Annotated in this window: 21 protein-coding genes; 3 read left to right on the forward strand and 18 right to left on the reverse strand. The window is 46.8% G+C overall.

From position 1 onward, the window contains the following. Nucleotides 1-129: 129 nt before the first annotated feature. Nucleotides 130-924: an HAD family hydrolase gene (locus tag U2H13_RS13745; protein ID WP_014418604.1), complete on the forward strand. Its 795-nt coding sequence runs from the start codon at nucleotides 130-132 to the stop codon at nucleotides 922-924. Nucleotides 925-978: 54 nt separating this feature from the next. Here the strand turns inward: U2H13_RS13745 and thrS are convergent, their stop codons facing one another. The 9 genes from thrS to U2H13_RS13790 all read right to left on the reverse strand — a co-directional run bounded on the left by thrS (nucleotide 979) and on the right by U2H13_RS13790 (nucleotide 10,312). Further along, nucleotides 979-2,910 (reverse strand): threonine--tRNA ligase, encoded by a 1,932-nt coding sequence (gene thrS / locus U2H13_RS13750; protein ID WP_014418605.1) that lies wholly within the window; start codon nucleotides 2,908-2,910, stop codon nucleotides 979-981. 409 nt (nucleotides 2,911-3,319) lie between these two features. Further along, a complete protein-coding gene (ytxC, locus tag U2H13_RS13755; RefSeq protein WP_014418606.1) occupies nucleotides 3,320-4,150 on the reverse strand; it encodes a putative sporulation protein YtxC in 831 nt (276 codons plus the stop codon). A gap of 65 nt (nucleotides 4,151-4,215) precedes the next feature. After that, nucleotides 4,216-4,857 (reverse strand): TVP38/TMEM64 family protein, encoded by a 642-nt coding sequence (locus tag U2H13_RS13760; RefSeq protein ID WP_014418607.1) that lies wholly within the window; start codon nucleotides 4,855-4,857, stop codon nucleotides 4,216-4,218. Nucleotides 4,858-4,888: 31 nt separating this feature from the next. Beyond that, on the reverse strand, nucleotides 4,889-5,824 hold the full coding sequence (gene dnaI / locus U2H13_RS13765; protein ID WP_012118157.1) for a primosomal protein DnaI: 936 nt from the start codon (nucleotides 5,822-5,824) through the stop codon (nucleotides 4,889-4,891). A gap of 24 nt (nucleotides 5,825-5,848) precedes the next feature. Beyond that, entirely contained in the window at nucleotides 5,849-7,258 is a 1,410-nt protein-coding gene (locus U2H13_RS13770) for a replication initiation and membrane attachment family protein (RefSeq protein WP_012118158.1), read from the reverse strand. Nucleotides 7,259-7,369: 111 nt separating this feature from the next. After that, nucleotides 7,370-7,828, reverse strand: a complete 459-nt coding sequence (gene nrdR, locus U2H13_RS13775) for a transcriptional regulator NrdR (RefSeq protein WP_003152473.1) — start codon at nucleotides 7,826-7,828, stop codon at nucleotides 7,370-7,372. 248 nt (nucleotides 7,829-8,076) lie between these two features. Beyond that, nucleotides 8,077-8,457, reverse strand: a complete 381-nt coding sequence (gene speD / locus U2H13_RS13780; protein ID WP_003152471.1) for an adenosylmethionine decarboxylase — start codon at nucleotides 8,455-8,457, stop codon at nucleotides 8,077-8,079. Between the two features lie 238 nt (nucleotides 8,458-8,695). Then, entirely contained in the window at nucleotides 8,696-9,718 is a 1,023-nt protein-coding gene (locus tag U2H13_RS13785) for a glyceraldehyde-3-phosphate dehydrogenase (RefSeq protein ID WP_014418609.1), read from the reverse strand. Between the two features lie 207 nt (nucleotides 9,719-9,925). After that, nucleotides 9,926-10,312: a helix-turn-helix domain-containing protein gene (locus tag U2H13_RS13790; RefSeq protein ID WP_003152469.1), complete on the reverse strand. Its 387-nt coding sequence runs from the start codon at nucleotides 10,310-10,312 to the stop codon at nucleotides 9,926-9,928. A gap of 184 nt (nucleotides 10,313-10,496) precedes the next feature. Between U2H13_RS13790 and U2H13_RS13795 the strand changes: the two genes are divergently transcribed. Both U2H13_RS13795 and U2H13_RS13800 read left to right on the forward strand, forming a co-directional pair. Next, on the forward strand, nucleotides 10,497-11,696 hold the full coding sequence (locus tag U2H13_RS13795; protein WP_014305559.1) for an MFS transporter: 1,200 nt from the start codon (nucleotides 10,497-10,499) through the stop codon (nucleotides 11,694-11,696). A gap of 58 nt (nucleotides 11,697-11,754) precedes the next feature. Then, the gene (locus U2H13_RS13800; protein ID WP_029973344.1) at nucleotides 11,755-12,597 is read left to right on the forward strand and encodes an aldo/keto reductase; all 843 of its coding nucleotides are present in this window, start codon (nucleotides 11,755-11,757) and stop codon (nucleotides 12,595-12,597) included. A 38-nt stretch (nucleotides 12,598-12,635) separates the two neighbouring features. On the opposite strand, the gene coaE is transcribed toward U2H13_RS13800, so the two are convergent. The 9 genes from coaE to citZ all read right to left on the reverse strand — a co-directional run bounded on the left by coaE (nucleotide 12,636) and on the right by citZ (nucleotide 23,956). After that, nucleotides 12,636-13,229: a dephospho-CoA kinase gene (gene coaE / locus U2H13_RS13805; RefSeq protein ID WP_121984332.1), complete on the reverse strand. Its 594-nt coding sequence runs from the start codon at nucleotides 13,227-13,229 to the stop codon at nucleotides 12,636-12,638. Between the two features lie 15 nt (nucleotides 13,230-13,244). Continuing rightward, the gene (ytaF, locus tag U2H13_RS13810; protein ID WP_003152461.1) at nucleotides 13,245-13,877 is read right to left on the reverse strand and encodes a sporulation membrane protein YtaF; all 633 of its coding nucleotides are present in this window, start codon (nucleotides 13,875-13,877) and stop codon (nucleotides 13,245-13,247) included. A gap of 136 nt (nucleotides 13,878-14,013) precedes the next feature. Beyond that, a complete protein-coding gene (gene mutM, locus U2H13_RS13815) occupies nucleotides 14,014-14,844 on the reverse strand; it encodes a DNA-formamidopyrimidine glycosylase (protein WP_025285093.1) in 831 nt (276 codons plus the stop codon). A 24-nt stretch (nucleotides 14,845-14,868) separates the two neighbouring features. Continuing rightward, nucleotides 14,869-17,508, reverse strand: coding sequence for a DNA polymerase I (gene polA / locus U2H13_RS13820; RefSeq protein ID WP_376700504.1), 2,640 nt, complete (start codon nucleotides 17,506-17,508; stop codon nucleotides 14,869-14,871). A 246-nt stretch (nucleotides 17,509-17,754) separates the two neighbouring features. After that, the gene (gene pnpS, locus U2H13_RS13825; protein WP_014418614.1) at nucleotides 17,755-19,494 is read right to left on the reverse strand and encodes a two-component system histidine kinase PnpS; all 1,740 of its coding nucleotides are present in this window, start codon (nucleotides 19,492-19,494) and stop codon (nucleotides 17,755-17,757) included. Continuing rightward, entirely contained in the window at nucleotides 19,487-20,206 is a 720-nt protein-coding gene (locus tag U2H13_RS13830) for a response regulator transcription factor (RefSeq protein ID WP_014418615.1), read from the reverse strand. Before U2H13_RS13830 ends, pnpS begins: the two co-directional genes overlap by 8 nt. A gap of 215 nt (nucleotides 20,207-20,421) precedes the next feature. Then, the gene (gene mdh, locus U2H13_RS13835; protein ID WP_003152455.1) at nucleotides 20,422-21,360 is read right to left on the reverse strand and encodes a malate dehydrogenase; all 939 of its coding nucleotides are present in this window, start codon (nucleotides 21,358-21,360) and stop codon (nucleotides 20,422-20,424) included. A 45-nt stretch (nucleotides 21,361-21,405) separates the two neighbouring features. Next, complete coding sequence (gene icd, locus U2H13_RS13840; RefSeq protein ID WP_121984331.1) at nucleotides 21,406-22,677, reverse strand: NADP-dependent isocitrate dehydrogenase; 1,272 nt, start codon at nucleotides 22,675-22,677, stop codon at nucleotides 21,406-21,408. 160 nt (nucleotides 22,678-22,837) lie between these two features. Then, nucleotides 22,838-23,956: a citrate synthase gene (gene citZ / locus U2H13_RS13845; protein ID WP_017418343.1), complete on the reverse strand. Its 1,119-nt coding sequence runs from the start codon at nucleotides 23,954-23,956 to the stop codon at nucleotides 22,838-22,840. Nucleotides 23,957-24,459 lie beyond the last annotated feature (503 nt).

Below are 24,459 nucleotides of genomic sequence, written 5' to 3' on the forward strand. Positions count from 1 at the left end.
TCTGACACAAACCTGCCTGTTTTTTTCAAATCATCTGAAAACAAATCTTTCACAGTCTATATATCTATTGTAGAATAAACGGGAGCCTTGCGGCAGAGAGTTTCAGAATATAACAAAGAGGAGAAGATCATGAAAGCCGTATTTTTTGATTTGGACGATACACTGTTATGGGATGAAAAAAGCGTCAGAACAACATTCAGGGAAACATGTTTACAAGCGGAAAAAAAATATGGCCTTGACCCGCATACATTTGAAGAGGCGGTTCGGAAAGCGGCACGGGAATTGTATATGTCATACGAAACCTATCCTTATACGGTCATGATCGGCATTAATCCGTTTGAAGGATTGTGGGCGAATTTTTCCGAGCCGGTCAGCGAAGGGTTTAAACAGCTGAATCGGATTGCGCCGGAATACAGACGAAACGCCTGGACGAACGGCTTAAAAAGCGTCGGTATAGACGATGCGGCTTACGGCGAATATTTGGCGGAGTTTTTCGCGGCGGAACGCAGACAGCGTCCGTACGTGTATGATGAAACGTTTGCGGTGCTTGATAAGCTGAAAGGTGTTTATGAATTGCTTCTGCTGACAAACGGCGACCCCAGCCTGCAGAAAGAAAAACTCGCCGGCGTTCCTGAGCTCGCGCCTTATTTTAATGAAATCGTCATCTCAGGCGCTTTCGGAAAAGGGAAACCCGACGCCTCCATATTCGAACATTGCCTCGGCCTCCTGAACCTGAAAAAAGAAGACGCCATTATGGTCGGAGATAACCTCAATACTGATATATTGGGAGCGAAACGGGCAGGCATTACGACAGTCTGGGTAAACCGGACGCAAAAGAAAAATGATACGGACATTGCACCTGATTACGTGATCAGCGATCTTCACGAGCTGTTTGCGATTATAGAGAAACAAAAAGAAAGATAATGTTATACGCAAAAAAACCCCATTCTGAATGAACGGGGTTTTTTGTATTTCCGGTTATTTTTTCGCTTCGGCTACAGCCTTTTTCACAAAATCGTCCAATGAGACGGTTTCTGATTTCTGCTCGCCGTATTTCCGGACGTTTACCGCGCCGTTTTCCGCTTCTTGGTCACCGACCACAAGCATGTACGGGATTTTTTGCATTTGCGCTTCACGGATTTTATAGCCGATTTTTTCGTCCCGGCTGTCAAGCTCGACACGCAGACCTTCACGCTGCAGGCGCTCCTGCACTTTTTTCGCATAATCAAGATGCACGGACGGTGATACAGGAATGACTTGGAACTGCACCGGCGCAAGCCATGTCGGAAGGGCGCCTTTGTGCTCTTCGATTAAGAAAGCAACGAAACGCTCCATCGTTGACACGACGCCGCGGTGAATAACGACAGGGCGGTGCTGTTTGCCGTCTTCTCCGACGTAAGTGAGATCAAAGCGTTCCGGAAGAAGGAAGTCAAGCTGTACAGTTGACAATGTCTCTTCTTTGCCGATCGCCGTTTTCACCTGCACGTCAAGCTTAGGGCCGTAAAACGCCGCTTCGCCTTCCGCTTCATAATAGTCGTGCCCCATCTCATCCATTGCCGCCTTCAGCATGGACTGCGCTTTGTTCCACATCTCATCATCATCAAAATATTTTTCCGTATCTTCAGGATCGCGGTAAGACAGGCGGAATGTGTAATCATTCAGGCCGAAGTCTTCGTATACGTCTTGAATCAAACGGACCGTGCGGATGAATTCTTCTTTAATCTGATCAGGGCGGACGAAAATGTGCGCGTCATTTAACGTCATGCCGCGTACGCGCTGAAGACCTGAAAGCGCCCCGGACATTTCATAACGATGCATCGTTCCCAGCTCGGCGATGCGGATCGGAAGCTCGCGGTAGCTGTGAATGTCCTGCTTGTAAATCATCATATGGTGAGGACAGTTCATCGGACGGAGCACGAGTGTTTCATTGTCCATTTCCATCGGCGGGAACATCGTATCCTGATAATGATCCCAGTGGCCCGATGTTTCATACAGGTCTTTGCTTCCGAGAACAGGCGTATAGACGTGCTCATAACCGAGGCTCAGCTCTTTATCCACAATGTAGCGCTCGATCACGCGGCGGATGGTTGCGCCTTTCGGCAGCCAGAGCGGCAGGCCTTGTCCGACTTTTTGAGAGTTGGCGAACAATTTTAATTCTTTGCCCAGTTTTCGGTGGTCGCGCTCTTTCGCTTCTTCAAGCATCCGCAAATGCTCTTTCAGGTCATCCTTTTTAAAGAAGGCCGTGCCGTAAACGCGCTGAAGCATTTGGTTTTTGCTGTCGCCGCGCCAGTATGCGCCCGCAAGGCTCAGCAGCTTAAATTCTTTAATTTTGCCTGTAGACGGCACGTGCACGCCGCGGCACAGGTCAAAAAATTCGCCCTGCTCATAAATGGAGACCGTTTCGTCTTCCGGGATGGCATCCAGCAGTTCAAGCTTCAGATTATCGCCGATTTCCGCAAACATGGCTTTTGCTTCATCACGGCTCACTTCTTTTCGGATAATCGGCAGATTTTCACCGACGATGCGTTTCATTTCTTTTTCAATCTTCGGAAGGTCATCCGGCGTCAGCGCCTGCTCCATTTCAACGTCATAATAGAACCCGTTTTCAATGACGGGGCCGACACCGAATTTCACATCTTTATAAATGCGTTTAATCGCCTGGGCCAATAAATGCGCCGTGCTGTGCCGCATGATGTTCAAGCCTTCTTCTGTGCCTTCTGTAATGATTTCTACGGCACCATCCTCTTGAATCGGCGTTCTTAAATCAATTTCCTGTCCGTTCAGTTTTCCGGCTAAAGACTTTTTCTTTAATCCCGGACTGATGGATGCCGCGATATCTTCTGTTGTTGTTCCTTTCGGAAATTCCTTTACCGCTCCGTCCGGAAATGTGATGTTGATCATATCTGACATCTTCGTCACTCCTTTTTTTATGCAAATCAAAAACCCCGCCCCCTATGAAAGGGACGAGGTTAAATAAACGGAATCGTGGTTCCACCCTTTTTTCCGCACGGCCGATTGTTTCGGCACCTGCGGCTCTAAACTCTGTAACGGGAGTTCCCGTCAGCTATTACTGACGCTTCTTCCGGCGTTCACAGCTGAAGTTCAAAGGCGGTAAAGTCAATGATCCATAGCTGGAAAGCTTTCAGCCTGGGCTCTCCTCTCTTATAAAGCCGGTATCAATGCTTCATGTCCTTATCAATACGTGTAGCAATCATTAATCTTTTATGTATTATAAAATGTCTGCGAGAAAAATGCAACTCGGTTTTCCGTCTGATTTCGCAAAGACAGCCCTGCCGTTTACACAAGGCCGTCCGTACGGCTATCCTTCCGTCTTCTCGGCTGCAAACGCGCCCAGCGGAAAAAGGCGCACCCTTTCCTGAAACACGTTTTGAATCGTTCTGGACATCATATGCTCCGGTTTGTCCGTATACAGTTCTACCGTCTCAGGCGCAATGGAGATCAGCGGCGCAAGGAGATGGGAATCTATATACATCGGGTGCTCCCGCACAAACCGTCTGTCTATGTATTTTTTCTGTTCCCGTTCTGACAAATAGCGCAGCTCCCACAGCGTAAAAGCCCGGTCATGTACGATGCGGACTTTCTTCATCCGCGGCGGATTGGATGTCACATAATCTCTCAGAGACTGGATAAAGTTTTGATATTCCTGTTCCATCCGATATTCATCTATCGCAGCCTCCGCGTATTCTCTGAGCCGCTCATAATACCTGCCGAGCCGGAACGTCTGAAACGAACGCACGGAAAAAACACCCGCATCAAGTGAAATCGTCCGGAGCGCATCTGAAATAAACTGTGTGCGCGGCTCTTTCTTCGGCTCGAACGGATGATCCTCAAGCTCTCCTTCCATAATGCTGTGTGCAAGCTGAAGGATTTGCTGCTGTTCATCCTGATCGGTGAAGCAGTATGCGTCCTCAATAAGCGAAAGCATATGCTCGTCTTCTTTGCATTCCAAAAAAAACCTGACAAGTATCGGCTCAATAAAGCGCTGAACGCAAAAAGCCGTTTCAGACCTTGCGATTCCGACTTTTTTTATGCCTTCACGGACAATAAAATGTCTCCGGTCGTCCGATTGCTGAATGAGATGTAAAAAAGCGGCGGTATCGTGGTCATCTTCAAAGATCACTTCAAGCATATTTGTCCCCCCTTACGGCATCTGTTACAAGTATATGGGGGATGTTTTTAAAATAGACGTAAAGGTTAGCTTTCACCGCCGAACAAATGGCGCACCTTCTTTTTAAATATAACGGGAAGCGATAAAAATACGATGTAAAGACACATCACGCCGAGTACGGTCAGCACATTGCCGGACATAAAGCTCGCGCCGAGCACATTCAGGACGATCGTCCCCGGAATAATGCCCGCTGCGGTCGCCAAAAAATACGTCATCGGCCTGACTTTCGATAGGCCTGCGGCATAGCTGATCACATCAAAGTTAACAGGCAGAATGCGCAGGATAAAAATATAAAAGAAGCCATTGGTTTTCATCTGCTTTTGAATGGCTTCCATTTTTCCATGACGGCTTTTCTCATTAAAGGCAAACAGCCCCGCCGCAAAAAAAGACGCGGCGGCAGCGCCCATTGAGCCCGCCAGCGTATACACGGTGCCGAAAAACGGGCCGAACGCCAATCCTCCGGCGACGGAAACGATTGATACGGGAAACAGCACAAAAGGCCTGACGATGGAAATTCCGATAAACACAAGCGGCGCAAAAACACCGAACGATAATACCCACAGCCGGATCTCCTTAGGCGACAGATTCAGATATTTGCGGTTTGCCCACAGTAAAAGGCCCGCTCCCGCCGCAGCCGCAGCCCAAGTGACAGCCTTCTTATTCCTCATTCCCTCAAATCCTTCCCATTGGACGCCGGCATCATGAACGGCGGCGGTTTTCCCCGTCAAGACGGACGGGCGAAGCCAAATATAAAATCCGCTCCATCAGTCTTGCCGCTTTTACTTCTTCCTTTTCTCCCCGCTGTGAATACGTAAAATGATGCTTCAGCTCGTCTGGTGAAAAATTAGACGAGAAGAAAGTGGGAAGCTGCTGGCTCATTCTGTGCTGAAGCACGGTGCCGATGACTTCATCCCTGACCCAGCTTGTCATTGATTCCGCTCCGATGTCATCAAGCATCAGTACGGGCGTCGTTTTCACCATATTCAGTTTCGCCTCCAACGACTGATCCTGGAGCGAGTTTTTCAGCTCTCTGACAAATTCGGGAACATATACGATCATTGATGAATACTCTTTTTCCGCCAGCTCGTTGGCAATGGCGGCTAAAATAAATGTCTTTCCGATTCCGAATTTTCCGTACAGATACAGCCCTTTGCCTTTTCCCGTTTCATTATAGCTCTTCAGAAAATCCGTCACATGCTGGAAGATGCCGACTCTGCTCGGATCGGTAATGTCGATCTGCTGAAACGTCGCGCCGAGAAGATCCTGCTGGATATACATGCTCTTCATCAGGGACTTTTGCCTTTTCTGGCGGTCGAGCTTTCTCTTTTCCGGACATTCGTAATATTCAATATCAATGGAACGCCCGTTGATCACAAGCTTCGGATGATAGCCTTCAAGCAGGCTGTTCGTCCGGCTGTCTTTCGAGCAGAAGGCGCACTGTTTGCTTTGCTGAACGAATTCGTACAGTTTATTTAACCCTCTGTCAATCATGCTTTGATTGATTACATCTTTCTGTTCCTTCAAAAAAGCCTGGACGTCTTCGTCGGCCATGACTTGCTGCTGCATTCGTTCCAGGCGTTTTTGAAAGTCAGGTCTTTTCGTCACGCCTTCTAAGGATCGGCTGATCGGTTCCATTCAATATCACCCCGCTTCTCTGTCTCAATAGGCAGAGTATTTTTTCAGTTTTTTCATTTCTTCCATCATTTTTTTCTTCTGTTCTTCAAGATCCTGCGCGGAAAGAGCCGGCTGTTCTTGTTTCTTCCCGGTTTCTTCTTCTTTCATCCAATCAGGGCGCTTTTCTTCCCGGACGGTTTTTTTGCCGCGCGCCGCGCCGTTTGTTTTGCCGTCCGCCCAATCAAGATATTGCCTGTGCTCTTCTATTGCGAGCTTCATTGCTTCCCGTACCGTTTTGACTTTCTTTCTGGCCCAGTGGGCGGCGATTTTTTGGATATAGTTTTTGGACAGCTTCATATCCGTTTTCAGCATGACATAATAAATCAGCACATTGGTGACGCCGGGCTCAAGCTTTTGTTCGAACATAATATCGGCGATAATCTGCAAGTCGGCTTTTGACGGCTCGGTCCCGTCCGCAATGTCCTGAAGAAGCTTTCTCGGTGATATGGTCTCAAGCTGTGCGATGAGTTCGCCGTTCAATGAATCGTCCTTTTCCGTCCGGTTTTCTCTCAAGGTGACAGGCTGTGTTTTATCAATCAGTTCCGGAAGCTTCCCGCTTCTTTCAATTTGGTACCAGTCGCTGGCCGCTTTCCTCAGCGCTTCGGCCGTTATCGTATCCTGTTCATTAATTGCGGTCATGACGACGTGCTGCATGGAGATAGGATCTATTCCGTATAAATATGAAAGCTTTTTAATGCTCTCCCGCACGTCCTGCGTGATTGATTTGCGCGGTATCATCGTTTCTGACAGTCCCGCCATGAAAAGCTCAAAATCAAACACTTCCTCCGTCACCGTATAGGAAGGCGCTTGTCCGACAGACGCCGTCTCATAGTCCTCGGGTAGCTTCATCGCCTCTTCCATATCAGGCGTCATTTTCCATTCACTCGGCTGAAAAGAGGCAAAAGCGTGATTAAACGGACGGGTAATTTCCCTTGCGCCCGCGCCGACGGAAGGGTGCGTGTAAAATTGTCTCAGCTGCTGGTATTTCGTTTTACCGACTCTGTTATAAAGAAAGACATTCAGCATGCCGTCTTCAAAAAAATCATTCGGTCTGAGCGGGGGCAGCAGCTCATAAATAAACATCCGCTCTTTTTGCTCGGACTCCCGGATATACACTTTCAGCAGCCCGATTCCTTCAAGCTTTCCCTGTTCATGATGAATCTTTTTTAAATTTGACTGCATCATGCCCATCAGCTGCCTGTGCGTGGATTCCGCTCCCCACAAGCGGTTCTGCTCAAGCTCCCCCCATAAGGTCATATAAAGGGAGAATGCAAAAGAACCGATCAGCGGCTGGTACAGATGTGTCAAAACCTGTCTGTCGACATCCTGAAGAAGCGAACGGCTTTTGACCGTATAAGGATCTACAGGCAATACGTCATTCCAATAGTCAGCCATGATTCTCAAACCTTCCGATATGTTTCTACTCTCATTTTACACCGTTTCTGCGATCTATCAAATGCCAATTTTGCTCATGAGAAAAGAGCCAGACACAATCTCTTAGCTCTCTCAGCGTTCTTTCTTTATTAAATCTTTCAATTCATCGATAAACACGTTTATATCCTTAAACTGCCGGTAGACGGAGGCAAAGCGGACATAAGACACCTCATCGATTTTCGCCAGACGGTCCATTACCATTTCTCCGACAAGTTCGCTTTTGACTTCAGATACACCTTGGTTTCTCAGCTCTTTTTCAATGTCAAAGCACATGTCTTCCAATGTTTTTAAAGGAACGGGCCTTTTTTCACAAGCTTTAATTAACCCGCGCAGCATTTTTTCACGGCTGAATTCTTCCCGGACGCCTTCTTTTTTCACGACGATCAGAGGCATCTCTTCAAACTTCTCAAATGTAGTGAAGCGGTAATGGCAGGCTTCGCATTCCCGCCTTCTGCGGATTGATTTCCCTTCGTCCGCAGGCCGTGAATCAAGTACGCGGGAACCGTTATGCTGGCATGAAGGACATTTCAAATTGGATCAGCTCCCATCTGTTTCGTTGCTGTAATGCGGTTCGCAAGCTTCCGGTAAATGCCCGCCAACGTTTCTAGGATGAGCCTATTTGTTGGGAGAGCCGATAGACCGGCCTTATCTTTTCTATTTTACAAAAAAAATGCTTAAAGAAAAAGCAATGCTGTTTTTTTACATTAGAAAAGGAGCATCAGCTTCAAAGCGCGTAATGGCTTTTTCAGCTTAGCTCCCTTGTGTTTGCGTTTTGAAAATTACAGTACTTTCGCTTGTGCCTGTTTAATCTGTACAGGCCCCATTCCTCTCGGTATTTCAATGTTTTCTCTTGTATCTGCATGTAATGCGTCCGCAATGTAATCCGCAGCCACATTAGGATCCAGGTCTCCACAAGTATAAACATCAATGCTTGCATATCCGTGTTCAGGAAAACTGTGAATCGTTAAATGTGACTCAGAGATAATAACGACTCCGCTTACGCCTTGCGGTGCAAATTTGTGAAATGCGACCTCGCGCACCTCAGCTCCTGATTTCAAAGCAGCATTTACAAACGTTTTTTCAATAAAATCCATGTCATTGAGCTTATCAAAATCGCATCCCCACAGCTCGGAGATGACGTGACGCCCCATTGTTTCCATAATCATGGACCCCCCTTAACAAGAATTAAAAAAGTGAATTTCCGAGAACTGACCCGGCCATTTACCACGGGGGAAAGTTAGTCCGGAGAGGTCCTAACCCTTTAAGTAATTCCGAAGCAGTCACGAGCAAGAAGTTCACGAAAGATAGTATACTGTGTTTAAGTTTATTTTGCAAGGTGTGTTTTTTGCGAATATGCCGTTAAGGGTTTTTTTCTAACAAATGTCCATGATCTTTAGTCTACACAGCTGACGGGTGTTTCATTCGCGCGGCGACGTGACGGATAAGATCAACGACCCGGCAGGAATATCCCCATTCATTGTCATACCAGGCGAGCACCTTTACTTTTCGGTCTTCCATCACTATCGTTGTCAGTCCGTCAATGATCGCAGAGTGTGAATTCGTATTATAATCCGAAGAAACGAGCGGCTCATCCGAATAATCAAGAATTCCGTACATCGACGTTTTTGCGGCTCTTTGGAAAGCGGCGTTCACTTGCTCGGCCGACACATCTGTTTTCAGATCGCAGACAAGGTCCACTAATGACACATTCGGAACGGGAACACGCAAAGCGAGACCGTGAAGTTTTCCTTTCAAATGAGGCAGCACGAGCGACAGCGCTTTGGCGGCGCCTGTAGAAGTCGGAATGATGGATTCTCCGCACGCTCTCGCCCTCCGCAGATCTTTATGCGGATTGTCGATATTTTTTTGATCATTCGTGTAAGCGTGAACAGTCGTCATCAGGCCGCTTTCAATCCCGAATTCCTGATCAAGCACTTTGACGACCGGCGCAAGACAGTTTGTCGTGCAGGATGCATTTGAAATAATGACATGTTCATCGGGATTGAATTGCTCTTCATTTACTCCCATGACAATGGTAACGTCTTCATTTTTGCCCGGAGCCGTTAAAATAACTTTTTTCGCCCCTGCTTCAATATGGCTCATTGCTTTTTCTTTTGAATTAAATTTCCCCGTTGCCTCTACGACGATGTCTATTCCGCATTCTTTCCACGGAAGCTCTCTCGGGTCCCGGCGATTGAACAGCATAATATGTTTTCCGTTGACGATCAGGCTGTCGTCGGAGGTCTCAACTTCTTGATCGTATTTGCCGTGAATTGTGTCATACTTTATCAAATGAGCAAGCGTTTCCGGGGGATAGCTTGCATTAATGGCTGTTATTTGAATTTGATCATCTTCCATTGCTTTTCTGAACACCATTCTTCCGATTCTTCCAAACCCGTTGATTGCTACTTTTACCTTCATGCTCAGGTCACCCCTTTTTAATATGCCACTCTAATTTAATTTTATTTATATATAGTATAACACATTAAAAGAAATCCGCCAGTACAACTTGATAAAAATCCACCCTTATACCGATCAATATGTTGTTCAATCGGTTTTTTTGCATATAAAATGATCTTTCTTCCATAAAAAAAGCAGGATCAGCGTCTCAGGCTGCCTGCTTTTTTCTTATATTTGTCCCGGTTCTTTGAATTTGTCATTTAAAATGCTGTCCTCTAAAACGGAAGACACCTCGCCGTACCGTTTCGCGATATGCATCGCGCCCCAGTCGCACAGCGCGTTTAAAATTCTTTCCAGACTGTGTCCGTATTCACTCAGCTCGTATTCCACTTTCGGCGGCACCTGATTGTACACGATCCGGTTGATGACGCCGTCAGCTTCCAGCTCCCGCAATTGCTGTGTCAGCATCTTCTGGGTGATGTCCGGCATAAGCCGCTTCAATTCGCTTGTCCGTTTTTTCCCGCGCATGAGGTGGCAGAGGATCACACACTTCCATTTTCCTCCGATCACCTCAAGCGCCGCTTCTACGGATATATTGTATTTTTTCTTCAGCAAACGGTAATTCCTCCTCATCTATAGGAACTAAAAAGTGCCTATGGCACTTAAAAGTACGTTCTTTTCAATGACACTTCTATCGATCATAATGACATTTGCCGGCTGAAAAGGAATGTACTCTTATACTTATATCGTTTACCCGGCATCATTTCAACCATACATTATCGTTCAAGGAGGAAAACAGATGTCTTCACATCGCCAAAGCTATTTACCAGCGCTGCTGGCATTAGCCGTCAGCGCTTTTGCGATCGGCACAACCGAATTTATCAGCGTCGGGCTGCTGCCGCTTATATCTCAAGATCTGCATATACCTGTGACAACGGCGGGGCTTACCGTTTCCATGTATGCTCTGGGCGTGACATTCGGCGCGCCGGTTTTAACATCTCTCACATCCGGCATGTCACGGAAAACGCTGCTGCTCTGGGTGATGTTAATTTTTATCGCCGGAAATACACTCGCGGCAAGTGCGTCCTCAATCGGCGTCTTACTGGCGGCACGGGTTATTTCGGCGTTTTCCCACGGCATTTTCATGTCAATCGGGGCAACAATCGCCGCCAATATCGTGCCGGAGCATAAAAGAGCAAGCGCGATTTCCATTATGTTTACGGGGCTGACGGTGGCTACGGTGACCGGCGTTCCGTTCGGCACCTATCTCGGCCAGCAATTCGGATGGAGAATCGCATTTGCCGTCATTGTGGCGGTAGGAATCATCGCATTCCTCACAAACGCGCTTCTCGTTCCGTCGCATTTGCGCAAAGGGACGAAAACCGCATTTTCCGAGCAGGTCAAACTCGTCACAAACGGGCGGTTATTGCTTTTATTTATTATTACGGCGTTAGGCTACGGCGGAACGTTTGTCGTGTTTACGTATTTATCTCCGCTTCTTCAGGAGGTAACCGGTTTTCAGAAAGAAACCGTCGCGGCCATCCTGCTCATTTACGGAATTGCGATTGCCATCGGAAACATGATTGGCGGCCGTTTATCAAACCGAAATCCGCTGAAAGCCTTGTTTTATATGTTCATTGTCCAGGCTGCTGTGCTGTTTGTTCTGACTTTTACCGCGCCGTTTAAAACAGCCGGGCTGATCACCATTATTTTCATGGGGCTGTTGGCGTTTATGAATGTGCCGGGGCTTCAGGTATATGTCGTGATGCTGAGTGAACGTTTTGCGCCAAGCGCCGTTGATACAGCATCAGCCTTAAATATCGCGGCATTCAATGCCGGAATCGCGATCGGCTCGTTTGCCGGCGGAATCATTACAGACTCAATCGGAATCATTCATACCGCTTGGATCGGGGCGCTGATGGTGCTCAGCGCGGTCGTATTAACCGGATGGAGCAGGAAGCTTGAAAAGCGGGATCGCACTGCCCTTGAAAGGAGGTGAGTTTTTCTTCAGCGCATTTTGATTGTTTCAACAGACAACTAATAGGAGGAATATATACATGACAACACATTTACAAGCAAAATCAACATTGCATAACGGAGTAGAGATGCCTTGGTTCGGCATCGGAGTTTTCAAAGTAGAGGAAGGCGCGGAACTCGTCAACGCGGTGAAAACGGCATTGGTGCACGGCTATCGCAGCGTTGATACCGCCGCGATTTACGGAAATGAAGAAGGTGTCGGCGAAGGCATCCGCCAAGGGCTGCAAGAAGCGGGATTAAAACGTGAAGACATTTTTGTCACGTCAAAAGTATGGAATGCCGATTTAGGATATGAAGAAACGTTAAAAGCGTTTGACACAAGCTTAGAAAAACTCGGTTTAGATTATTTGGATTTATATTTGATCCATTGGCCTGTCGAAGGAAAGTACATCGATGCGTGGCGGGCGCTCGAAACCCTCTACCGGGATGGACGCATTAAGGCGATCGGGGTCAGCAATTTCCAAATTCACCATCTGAAACATCTCATGAAAGAAACGGAAATCAAGCCGATGATCAACCAGGTGGAGTACCATCCGCGTCTGACACAGAAAGAACTGCTTGCTTTCTGTACTGAACAAGGTATTCAGCTAGAAGCGTGGTCGCCATTGATGCAAGGGCAGCTGCTTGATCACCCCGTCTTACAAGAGATCGCTGAGAAGTACGGCAAATCAGCCGCTCAAGTGATTTTGCGCTGGGATTTGCAAAACGGTGTTATCACCATTCCGAAATCAACTAAAAAACACCGTATTGAAGAAAATGCAAATGTCTTTGATTTCGAACTGTCAGCTGACGATATGAAGCGGATTGATGATCTGAACGAAAATCTCCGTGTCGGTCCTGACCCTGACAATTTTGATTTTTAACCAGAAAAACACCGTTCGGCTTTCCGAACGGTGTTTGTTTATGCCCAGCCGCTCAATACTTCCTCAAGCTGGTGCTTTGTATGTTCAAGACTGCCGCTGTTATCAATGACGGCGTCAGCTTTTTTTGTTTTGTTCGCTAAAGGCATTTGCGACGTTATCCGGCTCATCGCTTCTTCTTCTGTAAGGGAATTCCGCTCCATCAGCCGTTTGAGCTGAATGTCTGCCGGTACGGTGACGACGAGCACCTTGCCGACAAGATAATCAAGCCCGCTTTCATACAAAAGCGGTATATCCAAAACGACGAACTGCTCTTTTCGTGCAACGGCTTCATCCCGCTGTTTCAGCATTTCCGCACGCACCGCCGGATGAACGATCTGATTCAGCTTCAGACGCTTCTGTTCGTCAGTAAAAACGATAGAACCGAGTTTTTTTCTGTCAATATCGCCATTTTCCAGCAGGATGTCTTTTCCGAATGCCTCCACAATTTGTCCGTAAGCCGGCATCCCTTTTTCCACCGCCTGTTTTGCGATGACATCCGCATCAATGACTGTTATTTTTTTGTCGATCAGCATACGCGCTACTGTGCTTTTGCCGCTTGCGATGCCTCCCGTTAAACCGATGACCAAGCTCAAAAAGCCCACTCCTTCTTACATTTTCCAAATCCCGATGATAATCAGCAGGACTCCCGGCAAAAATGTCATTTTATCTATCCAATTCCATCTTGAGAGCAAATGCCCCGCGTTTATGCCGAGTGAAACAAACAGCGAGCTCATCAGCCCGACAGTCACGCTCATCATAACCGGAGAAAAGCCGAGAATGGCCGCTCCCAGCCCGGCGCCAAACGCGTCAATGGATAAGGCGATACCGAGCAGAAGCGCCTCGACTCCGTTAATGGTTCCGGATTGATCAATATCGGCGCTGGTCGGTTTTTTCAAAATGTGAATCACGATGCCGAGCGATTTCACTTCAAGATTAAGTAACGTTTTTTCATGCAATAAGTAATCAGGCTCTTTAGCCGGTTTGAAAAATTGCCAGATGACCCATGCCCCGATTCCGATTAAGATCAGCCCGCCCAGTTTTTCCGTGACGGATACGGGAAAAATCTTTGTCAGAAAATGGCCGATCAGCATGGATATAAACATCACAGAGGCTGAACAGCAAGCGATCACGGCAATCGCTTTGAACGGGATTTTCATTTTTCTCAAACCATACGTAAACCCGACTGAAAAACTGTCCAAGCTGACAGCAAAAGCCAAAAGCAGCAAAGAAACAATCTCCATATCCGTTTCTCCCTTTCTCTTGATCGGCAATTGTGACATATGCCTATTAGGTGAATCACAATATATATATGGAGAAAGGTCATCAACTGTGTTAGAAAAAAGTCATTCTGCTGCCGCTTGCTTGAATCGCTTCAGTTTATGATTTTTTTTGGCAGCGGGCGCAAAAATGCGTCCCTCTTCCGCCGACCACGATTTTAGAAATCATCGTGCCGCACGTTTTGCACGGTTCATCCTTTTTGCCGTATACGTAATGTTTGAGCTGAAACATTCCGATCTCCCCTTGAGAATTGATATAAGACCGGACGGTGCTCCCGCCCGCGTCAATCGCTTCCTGAAGGGTGTCTTTAATTTCTGTATGAAGCGTTTTTATCTGCCCGTCTGACAGACTGTTCGCTTTTGTCTCAGGATGAATACGCGCCCGGAATAAAGCTTCATCGACATAAATATTGCCGAGGCCGACGACCGCTTTTTGGTCGAGCAGGGCTGTTTTCACCGCGCGGTTCGTTTTTGCAAGCCGCTCTTTTAAATAAGCAGCGGTAAATGCTTCATCATCGGGTTCGGGCCCGAGCTGTGAAAGCGGTAATGCATTCTGTTCCTCTCCCGGCGCAAACAAATGCATCGTGCCGAATTTCCGGACATCCCGGTAGCGGAGCTGTGTTCCGTCCGTCATGTGAAACACGACGTGCACATGTTTATCGTCAGGCTCATCGGCCTGATGAAGACCGTATTTCCCCTCCATCCGCAGGTGGGACACCATGACATAATGATCCAGATGGAAAAGCAAAAACTTTCCTCTTCTTCCGATGGATCGGATTGTTTCTCCTGCAATCTGCCGCGCGAATTCCTCCGGCTCGGCGGGTTTTTTGATGATATTCGGCCATCTGATATCCGCCGATTCAATCGTTTTCCCCTTCACAAGACCGGTCAGAGTGCGCCGGACCGTTTCAACTTCTGGTAATTCCGGCACAATCATCACTTCCTTTTTCTCTGTTTATTTTGCATCGTACCAAGACGGCCCTGAAGCATAATCCGCCTTCAGCGGCACGTCTAATGCCAAAGCATGCTCCATCACTTCAGGAACCAGCTTCTCTAATATTTCAATTTCTTCCTTAGGCGCTTCAAAAATCAATTCATCGTGCACCTGAAGCAGCAATCGCGCCTTCAGGTTTTTTTCTTTCAGCTCAGCTGCCATGTCAATCATGGCTTTTTTAATAATATCGGCGGCGCTTCCCTGAATCGGCGTATTCATGGCCGTCCGTTCCGCAAAGCTCCGCAGGTTGAAGTTGCGGCTGGTCAGCTCAGGAATATAGCGGCGGCGCTGCATAAGTGTCGTGACATATCCTTTTTGCTTCGCTTCCTGCACCGACTCTTCCATATACGCCTTTACGCCCGGGAAGCTCTCCAAATAGCGGTCAATAAAAGCGCCCGCTTCTTTCCGGGTGATGCCGAGGTTTTGTGACAGCCCGTAATCACTGATGCCGTAAACAATGCCGAAATTGACGGCCTTTGCCTGGCGGCGCATCGCTTGTGTCACTTCATCTTCACTGACATGAAACACGTCCATGGCGGTTTTTGTGTGAATGTCCATGTCATTCGTAAACGCTTCGATCAGATTTTCATCTTTTGAAATATGCGCAAGCACCCTTAATTCAATTTGTGAATAATCGGCGGCGAAAATAAGCCAATCCGGTTCGGACGGTACGAAAGCCTGACGGATTTTCCGCCCTTCCTCCAGCCGGATCGGAATATTTTGCAGGTTCGGATCCGTTGAGCTGAGGCGTCCGGTTTGAGTCAACGCCTGATTGAACCGTGTATGCACCTTATGAGAATCCTTGCGCGTGACTTTCAGCAGCCCTTCTATATAAGTCGATTGAAGCTTGCCGATTTGTCTGTATTGCAGAATGTAAGCGACGATATCATGTTTGTCTGCGAGCTTTTCCAGGACATCGGCTGAAGTGGAATAGCCTGTTTTTGTTTTCTTTACTGGCGGCAGGCCGAGCTTTTCAAACAGAATGACGCCGAGCTGTTTTGGTGAATTGATGTTAAACGGCTCACCGGCGATGTCATGGATTTTTTCTTCATATTCCTTCAGCTTCGCCTTAAGCTCTTCGCCCATTCGTTTCAGTCTTTCAACATCCACTTTGACGCCCATTGATTCCATTTCTCCGAGAATAAGCGCAAGCGGGAGTTCGAGATCTTCACATAATTCAAGCTGATTATTTTCTTCCAAAGCGTCAAGCAGTTTGTCACGGAGGCTGTTAACGGCAGACGCTTTCCGCGCGAGATGATCGGCAAGCTCTTTTTCAGCCGGAACGGCGCGCTTTGCGCCTTTTCCGTATACCGCTTCATCTTTTGAAACGATATTCAGCCCGTATTCTTTTGCTACGCTCGCGACATCGTCGTACGAGTTGCCCGGGTTTATAATGTAGGCAGCAAGAAGCGCGTCAAATTCCGTTCCCTTCAGCTCAATTCCCTGCCAGCGCAAAGCGACGACGGAACGTTTGCTGTCGAACACCCACTTTTTCATCGATTCATCTTCAGCCCAAGATTTAAACGCTTCAGACCGAACGGCGATTTCTTTCGGAATATAATAAAGACCTGTTTCATTCACGATGGAAAAGCCGAGGATCGGTTCTTCGTGATAGTTATCACCGATTTGTTCGACCACCAAAGCAGACGGCGAAACGAGCATATCTTCGGTGATTTCTTCTGCCGTTTCAACATTGATGTCTTCAAAATTTTCTTCCGCCGTTTCGCCGCTTTCTTCACCAAGCCGCTCAAGAAGCGTATTAAAACCGAGGTCTTTAAAAATGGCAACAACTTGTTCACGGTCAAACCCTTGGTAATCTAAATCTTCGGGCTTGACTTCAATCGGCGCATTTGTCATAATCGTCGCCAGCTCTTTGCTCATCAGGGCTTGTTCCTTGTATTCTTCAAGCTTTTCTTTTAATTTTTTTCCGCTGACTTCATCAATGGAATTAAGCAGTTTCTCAACCGAATGGAACTGCTTTAAAAGCTTAATCGCGGTTTTTTCTCCGACGCCGGGGACGCCCGGTATATTATCGGATGAATCCCCCATTAATCCCTTCATATCAATGATTTGCAAAGGGGTCAGACCGTACTTTTCCTGCACGTGCTCCGGCGTGTAATCTTCCACGTCGGTAATGCCTTTTCTCGTAATGGCAACGGTCGTTTTCCCGGTTGCAAGCTGGGTTAAGTCCTTGTCCCCCGAAACTACCTTTACTTCGAAGCCGTCTTTTTCAGCAGATACGGCAAGCGTGCCGATAATATCGTCCGCTTCATATTCAGGAAGCTCGTATCGGCTGATTTTGTAGGCATCAAGGAGCTCACGGATGAACGGCATCTGTTCTGAAAGCTCCGGCGGCGTTTTTTGTCTTCCGCCTTTATATTCTTTAAACGTGCTGTGGCGGAAAGTGGTTTTTCCCGCATCAAAAGCCACCAGCATGTGGGTCGGCTTTTCATCTTCCAGCATCTTCATTAAAATCATCGCAAACCCGTATACGGCATTTGTATGGATGCCTTTTTCATTGCTTAAAAGCGGCAATGCAAAAAACGCCCGGTATGCCAGACTGTTTCCGTCGACAAGCACTAGTTTTTTTCGTTCCGTCATTCAATATCCTCCTAAGAGCAAAAGCTCGTCATTCCTCTATTTTTTAATCTCACAGCTTCTCTTATTTTAACAAAGTTCAATTTGAAAGGAAAATGAGCGAACCCCGTGAAAACGCAAAAAAGGACGGGAACAAGAAAATACGTTCCCGCCGTCAAAATTGGCTCCTTGGATGAAGGGGTTCTGTTACATCCTAACAAGATAGGTTTAACAGGTCATGAAGAAATTGTTAATCCTTTGTAAAGCTGATCACGCTTCCGGCTGCCGCTTCAGCGTCACGGTAAATACAGTCCCCTGTCCCGGCTCGCTTGTGACCTCGATTTTACCTTCATGGGCTTCTATTAAGTGCTTCACGATGGCGAGGCCGAGCCCGGTTCCTCCCGAGTTGCGGCTTCTGTCTTTATCCACGCGGTAGAATCTCTCAAATATCCGCGGGATCTCTTCCTTCTGAATGCCGATTCCCGTATCGGACACTTTGATATCGACAACGGTTTCTTTCACATGTACCGAAATCCCCACCGTCCCTTTTTCAGGCGTGTAGGTCAGGGCATTGTTCGCCAGATTCAAAAATACCTGCTTCAGCCTGTGCGCATCACCCGTCACAAAAATCGGCTCTTCCGGGAGATCGAGCTGAAAGCTGATGCCTTTTTCCGCAGCCTTATGCCGCAAAAGCGCCTCAATTTCATGCAGAATTTTTGCGGCGTCAAAGGACTCTACGCGCATCGTAAAGTTTTGCTGCTCCATCTTGGATAAATCCAGTAAATCCTGCACGAGAGATTGGAGCCGCTCACTTTCTTTCAGAATGATAGACAGAAAGTCTGAAAGCGCCTTTTCATCTTTCATCGCTCCGTCTAACAGTGTTTCCGTAAATCCTTTAATCGAGGTGATCGGTGTTTTCAGTTCATGGGAGACATTGGCGACGAAGTCCTTTCTCATCTGCTCCAATTTTTTAATTTCCGTCATATCGTGAAAGACGAGGACGATGCCCTTCCATTCATCGTCAGGGCCCATGATCGGAACGCCGTCAACTTCAAAGTAGCGCCGCTCAATATTGATGGGAAGTCTGAGCAGCTGGCATTTTTTCGTCTCCGTCATAAAAATGTCTTCGACAAGCCGAATGATCTCCTCATGTTCAAACGCATCATGGTAAAGACGCCGAAGCAGACGTTCAGGCTTTGTATGAAACTGCTTCGTGTATGACCGGTTCACGAGATTGATAAAACCTCTCCCGTCTATTAAAATCAAACCGGAGCCGATATTTTCAATAACGGTTAACAGACGATCGCGCTGCATATCCTGCGTTCTCGTCATTTCCATTAAATCGACCGCCAGGCTGTTCATCGCACGCCCGAGACGGTCCGACCGCCTTGCGTAACCGCTGTAGGAGCGGGCGTCATAATTCCCCTTGGACAGCTCCGTTGCCACCTTTGTCGCGGCGTCGATGGATTTTTTGTAACGGGACGTCATGTTTGTATAAAAGAAAACGATAATGATAAAAGCGGTACAAAGACTTGCTGCCAGCATGCCCCACATTTCTCCGGCAACGCTTGAACCGCCGTTGATCTCAGAGGAAACAAGTACATACCCCGCAATTTTCCCGGCGTCATTTTTTACGGCAGTGCCGCGGATGACTTTGCTTTTCGACTGTACGGCTTCCTCACTTTTATTGTGAGAAATGAACTCCTTTACGGCTGAATCATCAGCATGGCTGCCGGAATGATATACGGCGTCACCCTTCTCGTTGAGCACGGCGACGTTTATACCGAGGGTGCGGCCGGCATCACGGATTACCGTTTCATTGCTTTTATTGCCGATTCGGCCGGTGTCAAGAAGGCCCGCTATGTATACCGATTCCTTTTTCAGCTGATCCGCCGTTCTTTCTTCAGCGGATGAAGAAATAAGCTGCTGTAAAAAAAGGCCGAGAACACTGAAAACCAATATGATACATACAACGAGTAAAGCGAACAGACGCACACGGACTTTATTCATTCATTTTTGGCTCCTCCAGTTTATACCCCAAACCTCTGATTGTTTTAATATAGATGGGTTTTTTGGTATTTGATTCGATTTTGTCGCGCAGATGGCTGATATGAACGTCAACAATCCGGGTATCCCCGGCAAAATCATAGTTCCAGACCGCGCTCAGCAGAAGATCTCTCGTCAGCACTCTTCCCTTATGTTTTCCCAAATACAGAAGCAGTTCAAATTCTTTAGGCGTCAGTTCCAGCTGTTCTGACTTAAAGTACGCTTCGTAATGCTCCGGAAGAATTTTCAGCTCGCCGATGAGGATCTGCCCGTCCTTTTCCTCTTCTCTGCCTTGTGACAGCGAAGAAATGTCAGCCCTTCTTAAAATGGCTTTCACCCGCGCAGTGACTTCCCGCGGACTGAACGGCTTTGTCATGTAATCATCCGCTCCGAGCTCCAGTCCCAGCACTTTATCAAACTCCTCATCTTTTGCTGTCAGCATCAAGATCGGAACCATCATTTTCTGCTGTCTGAGCTGTTTACAGACGTCGATTCCGTCCACTTTTGGCAGCATGACATCCAGTACGATTAAATCCGGATTTTCATTCTCTGCCTGCTCCAGAGCCTCTTCGCCGTCTGATGCGGTAATGACATCATAGCCGGACCGTTCCAGATTATACTGTAAAAGAGTAACGATAGATTGTTCATCATCTACAACTAAAATTTTTTTGTTCATGCTGCGCCCTCCGCTGTCTATTTTCCCCGACATCCAATTTTCTCTATTTTATGTGCTGCATATCACTTTATGATTTCATTTTATCCAATACTGCCCGTTCAGACAATTCGCCTTTTTGATCATTTTCAGAGAAAGGATCGCTCAGGGAAAAAGAAAACGCTTTCATTAATTGTAAAAAGAGGAAGGCTTCTGATTCGGAAGCCTTCCCTTTTTTCTTATGACAATACTTTCATCACGTTTTTGACAGATTCAACTGATTTACTCAGCTGCGCTTTTTCATAGTCTGTCAGTTCAAGCTCGATGATTTGCTCTAGGCCGTTTCCTCCGATAATCGTCGGTACGCCTAAGTAAATGCCTTCATGACCGTATTCGCCTTCTAAGTAAGCGATAGTCGGAAGCACGCGGCGCTGATCTTTCAAAATGGCTTCTACCATTTCAGTCAGTGATGCAGCAGGCGCATAGTAGGCGCTTCCGTTGCCGAGAAGGTTGACGATTTCCCCGCCGCCTTTTCTTGTGCGTTCTACAATCGCATCAAGACGGTCTTTCGGGATAAGCGTTTCAAGCGGAATGCCGCCCGCATAGGAATAACGGACGAGAGGAACCATGTCGTCACCGTGTCCGCCAAGAACAAAACCGGTCACATCTTTTACAGACAGGTTTAATTCTTCAGCGACGAATGTTCTGAATCGCGCAGTGTCAAGCACTCCGGATTGTCCGATGACGCGTTCTTTCGGGAAGCCTGATTCTTTGTACACCGCATATGTCATCGCATCAACAGGGTTTGTCAATACAACGATAATGCAGTCAGGAGAATATTTCACTATCTCACGTGTGACGCTTCTCATGATTTTTTCGTTTGTAGATACGAGATCATCACGGCTCATGCCCGGTTTTCTCGCAATTCCGGCTGTGATGACGACGATATCAGAACCGGCTGTGTCCTCGTAGTTGGACGTGCCTGTGATTTTCGCGTCAAATCCTTGAACCGGACTTGCTTCGAGCATGTCTAGCGCTTTTCCTTTTGTCGGGTTTTCTAATTGCGGAATATCAACGAGCACAACGTCTGCAAGCTCTTTTTGAGCTGTAAGAAAGGCTGTTGTCGCTCCCGTAAATCCTGCTCCGATAACAGAAACTTTACTGCGTGTTTTTCCCATGATTCTCTTCTCCTTTTTTGGCTTCATTAGAAGTCTGCTTTAGGTTCAGTCCATGTTTTTGATTAGCTCTTCACCAAACTCTGAACATTTCACTTCAGTTGCACCGTCCATTAATCTAGCAAAATCGTACGTTACTACTTTTGAAGCAATCGTTTTTTCCATAGATTTAATGATCAAGTCAGCAGCCTCATTCCAGTTCAGGTGTTCAAGAAGAAGCACTCCTGAAAGGATGACGGATGACGGGTTGACTTTGTCAAGGCCGGCATATTTAGGAGCCGTTCCGTGAGTCGCTTCGAAAATCGCATGCCCTGTTTCATAGTTGATGTTCGCTCCCGGCGCGATTCCGATTCCGCCTACCTGAGCGGCAAGCGCATCAGAGATATAGTCTCCGTTTAAGTTCATTGTCGCCACGACGTCGAATTCGCTCGGACGGGTTAAGATCTGCTGAAGGAAAATATCAGCGATGCTGTCTTTGACGATGATTTTCCCTGCCGCTTCCGCGTCGCTCTGCGCTTTATCAGCCGCTTCTTTTCCGTCTTTTTCGACAATGCGGTCATATTCAGCCCAAGTGAATACTTTATCTCCGTATTCTCTTTCGGCAAGCTCGTAGCCCCAGTTTTTAAATGCCCCTTCAGTGAACTTCATGATGTTTCCTTTGTGGACAAGCGCGACAGACTTACGGCCGTTTTCGATCGCATACTCAATGGCAGCTCTGACTAAGCGGCTTGTGCCTTCTTCAGAAACAGGTTTGATGCCGATTCCTGACGTTTCAGGGAAACGGATTTTGTTAACACCCATTTCATTTTGCAGGAAGCTGATCAGCTTTTCAACCTCTTCAGAACCTTTCGCATACTCAATTCCGGCATAAATATCTTCCGTATTCTCGCGGAAAATGACCATATCCGTATCTTCAGGACGTTTGACCGGAGAAGGCACTCCCGTGAAATATCTGACAGGGCGCAGGCACGTAAACAAATCAAGCTCCTGTCTCAGCGCCACGTTCAGAGAACGGATACCGCCGCCGACCGGTGTCGTCAGAGGACCTTTGATGGCGATGAAGTACTCTCTGATGTCTTCCAGCGTTTCGGCAGGAAGCCACTCACCTGTTTTATTATAAGCCTTTTCACCGGCATAAACTTCTTTCCACGTGATTTTTTTCTCGCCTTTATATGCTTTTTCAACAGCGGCTTCCAATACTTTAGAAGCGGCGTTCCAAATATCAGGGCCTGTGCCGTCGCCTTCAATAAACGGGATAATCGGATTATTTGGTACGTTTAATACTCCATTAGAGACTGTAATTTTTTCACCTTGTGACACAATATTACCTCCCAGTATGTAATTCATATTTAGAAAACATTTTATTTTTCTTGTATAGAAAATAAAATGACTTTTCTCAAGATTCTATCAAAATTGTAAACCAATCCGGGCTTGATTAACAAGAGGCTAACGACATGAAAATCACCAGCCTCCCGTTTGATCAGGCTCTTTCATCAATCGGAACAAAAGTCTGCTTATCCGGACCCGTGTAATCAGCGCGCGGGCGGATGAGGCGGTTGTTATCGTACTGTTCAAGAATATGGGCGATCCATCCTGACATTCTGCTGATCGCAAAGATCGGCGTGAACAGATCGTGATCAATGCCGAGACTGTGGTATACAGATGCGGAATAGAAATCAACGTTAGGCGGGAGTTTTTTCTCCGACGTTACGATTTCTTCGACACGGATTGACATCTCGTACCATTTGCTTTCACCCGTCAGATTCGTCAGGCGTTTGCTCATTTCTTTTAAGTGTTTGGCGCGCGGGTCTCCATGCTTATACACACGGTGTCCGAAGCCCATTACTTTTTCCTTTTTCTCCATTTTGCTGCGGATATAAGGCTCGGCGTTTTCCACTTCGCCGATTTCTGTCAGCATTTTCATGACGGCTTCATTGGCTCCGCCGTGAAGCGGTCCTTTTAAAGCGCCGATGGCAGCAGTGATGCCTGAGTAAATATCAGATAAGGTGGCGACACATACTCTCGCCGTAAATGTTGATGCATTCAGCTCGTGATCCGCATGAAGAATGAGCGCTTTGTTAAACGCTTCCACTTCGATCGGAGAAGGCTCTTCACCGTTTAAGGTGTAAAGGAAGTTCTCCGCGATTCCATACTCTTCCTTCGGTTCAACAGGATCAAGTCCTTTGCGGATTCTTGAGAAAGCGGCGACAATGCCCGGCACTTTCGCCTGCAGACGGATGGCTTTTCTGTAGTTCGCTTCCGGATTCATGACATCGGCTTCACTGTCAGTCAGACCGAGTAATGAAATCGCCGTCCGGAGCGCAGCCATTGGATGTACGTTATTGAGGGGATAGGATTTGAAGTGCTCAATGATTTCTTGTGGAACGGCAGCTTCTTTCGCAAGCTGTTTTTTCAGTTCAGCAAGTTCCGTTTTATTCGGCAGGCGCAGATGCCACAGCAAATAAATGATTTCTTCAAAACTTGCATTCTCTGTCAAGTCGTCAATATCGTACCCTACATATGTAAGGGTATCGTCGATAATAGAGCTTACAGATGATGTTGTTGCTACAACCCCTTCAAGACCGCGTGTTGCTGTCATATTCAACCTCTCCTTTTCAATCAAAATTCCCCTTTAAAGAGTATATAAAACATACGGCTTACTTAAAATGAGTCATGCAAACAATCCCTTTCCCCTTTAAGAAAATGCTTACATTTCAATGGTTGCGATTACATAACCAGTATGCTTATAGAGGAACATAACAAATTCTTATAAGCTTATTTAAGTTTAAGCCTATTCTTATTATAAACAATAATCTGATTAATTTGTAGACTTTTAACTAAAAATGTTTTAAAAGCCTTATATATCAAGGCTTTTCGTTGATATATTTAATCGTTTGCTTTCAGGCGCTTTGTAAAACCATGTATTCTCATGTTTTCATTTGGGGGAGTTTTGGAGGAGACTTTAAAAGGACAGGCGCGACAACTTCACCGCAAGTTTAACCCCCTTCTTTACCGGAGAAGGGGGTTAATTTGTTTACTCGACTGAATCAATGTTCGGATCAGCTTCAGAAATCCATGTCTTGGTTTTAGTTGGCTCAAATT

The organism is Bacillus sp. A1, from assembly GCF_042296235.1.
In the GTDB taxonomy this organism is placed as follows: domain Bacteria; phylum Bacillota; class Bacilli; order Bacillales; family Bacillaceae; genus Bacillus; species Bacillus velezensis.

Bases quoted from the DNA above. Each gene is read 5' to 3' on its own strand.
- U2H13_RS13745 (WP_014418604.1), top strand. From the start codon at position 130: ATGAAAGCCGTATTTTTTGATTTGGACGATACACTGTTATGGGATGAA.
- speD (WP_003152471.1), bottom strand. From the start codon at position 8,457: ATGGAAACAATGGGGCGTCACGTCATCTCCGAGCTGTGGGGATGCGAT.
- polA (WP_376700504.1), bottom strand. From the start codon at position 17,508: ATGACGGAACGAAAAAAACTAGTGCTTGTCGACGGAAACAGTCTGGCA.
- citZ (WP_017418343.1), bottom strand. From the start codon at position 23,956: ATGACAGCAACACGCGGTCTTGAAGGGGTTGTAGCAACAACATCATCT.
- U2H13_RS13760 (WP_014418607.1), bottom strand. From the start codon at position 4,857: ATGAGGAATAAGAAGGCTGTCACTTGGGCTGCGGCTGCGGCGGGAGCG.
- ytaF (WP_003152461.1), bottom strand. From the start codon at position 13,877: ATGGAGATTGTTTCTTTGCTGCTTTTGGCTTTTGCTGTCAGCTTGGAC.
- U2H13_RS13795 (WP_014305559.1), top strand. From the start codon at position 10,497: ATGTCTTCACATCGCCAAAGCTATTTACCAGCGCTGCTGGCATTAGCC.
- pnpS (WP_014418614.1), bottom strand. From the start codon at position 19,494: ATGAATAAAGTCCGTGTGCGTCTGTTCGCTTTACTCGTTGTATGTATC.
- ytxC (WP_014418606.1), bottom strand. From the start codon at position 4,150: ATGCTTGAAGTGATCTTTGAAGATGACCACGATACCGCCGCTTTTTTA.
- U2H13_RS13830 (WP_014418615.1), bottom strand. From the start codon at position 20,206: ATGAACAAAAAAATTTTAGTTGTAGATGATGAACAATCTATCGTTACT.
- U2H13_RS13770 (WP_012118158.1), bottom strand. From the start codon at position 7,258: ATGGCTGACTATTGGAATGACGTATTGCCTGTAGATCCTTATACGGTC.
- thrS (WP_014418605.1), bottom strand. From the start codon at position 2,910: ATGTCAGATATGATCAACATCACATTTCCGGACGGAGCGGTAAAGGAA.
- dnaI (WP_012118157.1), bottom strand. From the start codon at position 5,824: ATGGAACCGATCAGCCGATCCTTAGAAGGCGTGACGAAAAGACCTGAC.
- U2H13_RS13785 (WP_014418609.1), bottom strand. From the start codon at position 9,718: ATGAAGGTAAAAGTAGCAATCAACGGGTTTGGAAGAATCGGAAGAATG.
- U2H13_RS13800 (WP_029973344.1), top strand. From the start codon at position 11,755: ATGACAACACATTTACAAGCAAAATCAACATTGCATAACGGAGTAGAG.
- mdh (WP_003152455.1), bottom strand. From the start codon at position 21,360: ATGGGAAAAACACGCAGTAAAGTTTCTGTTATCGGAGCAGGATTTACG.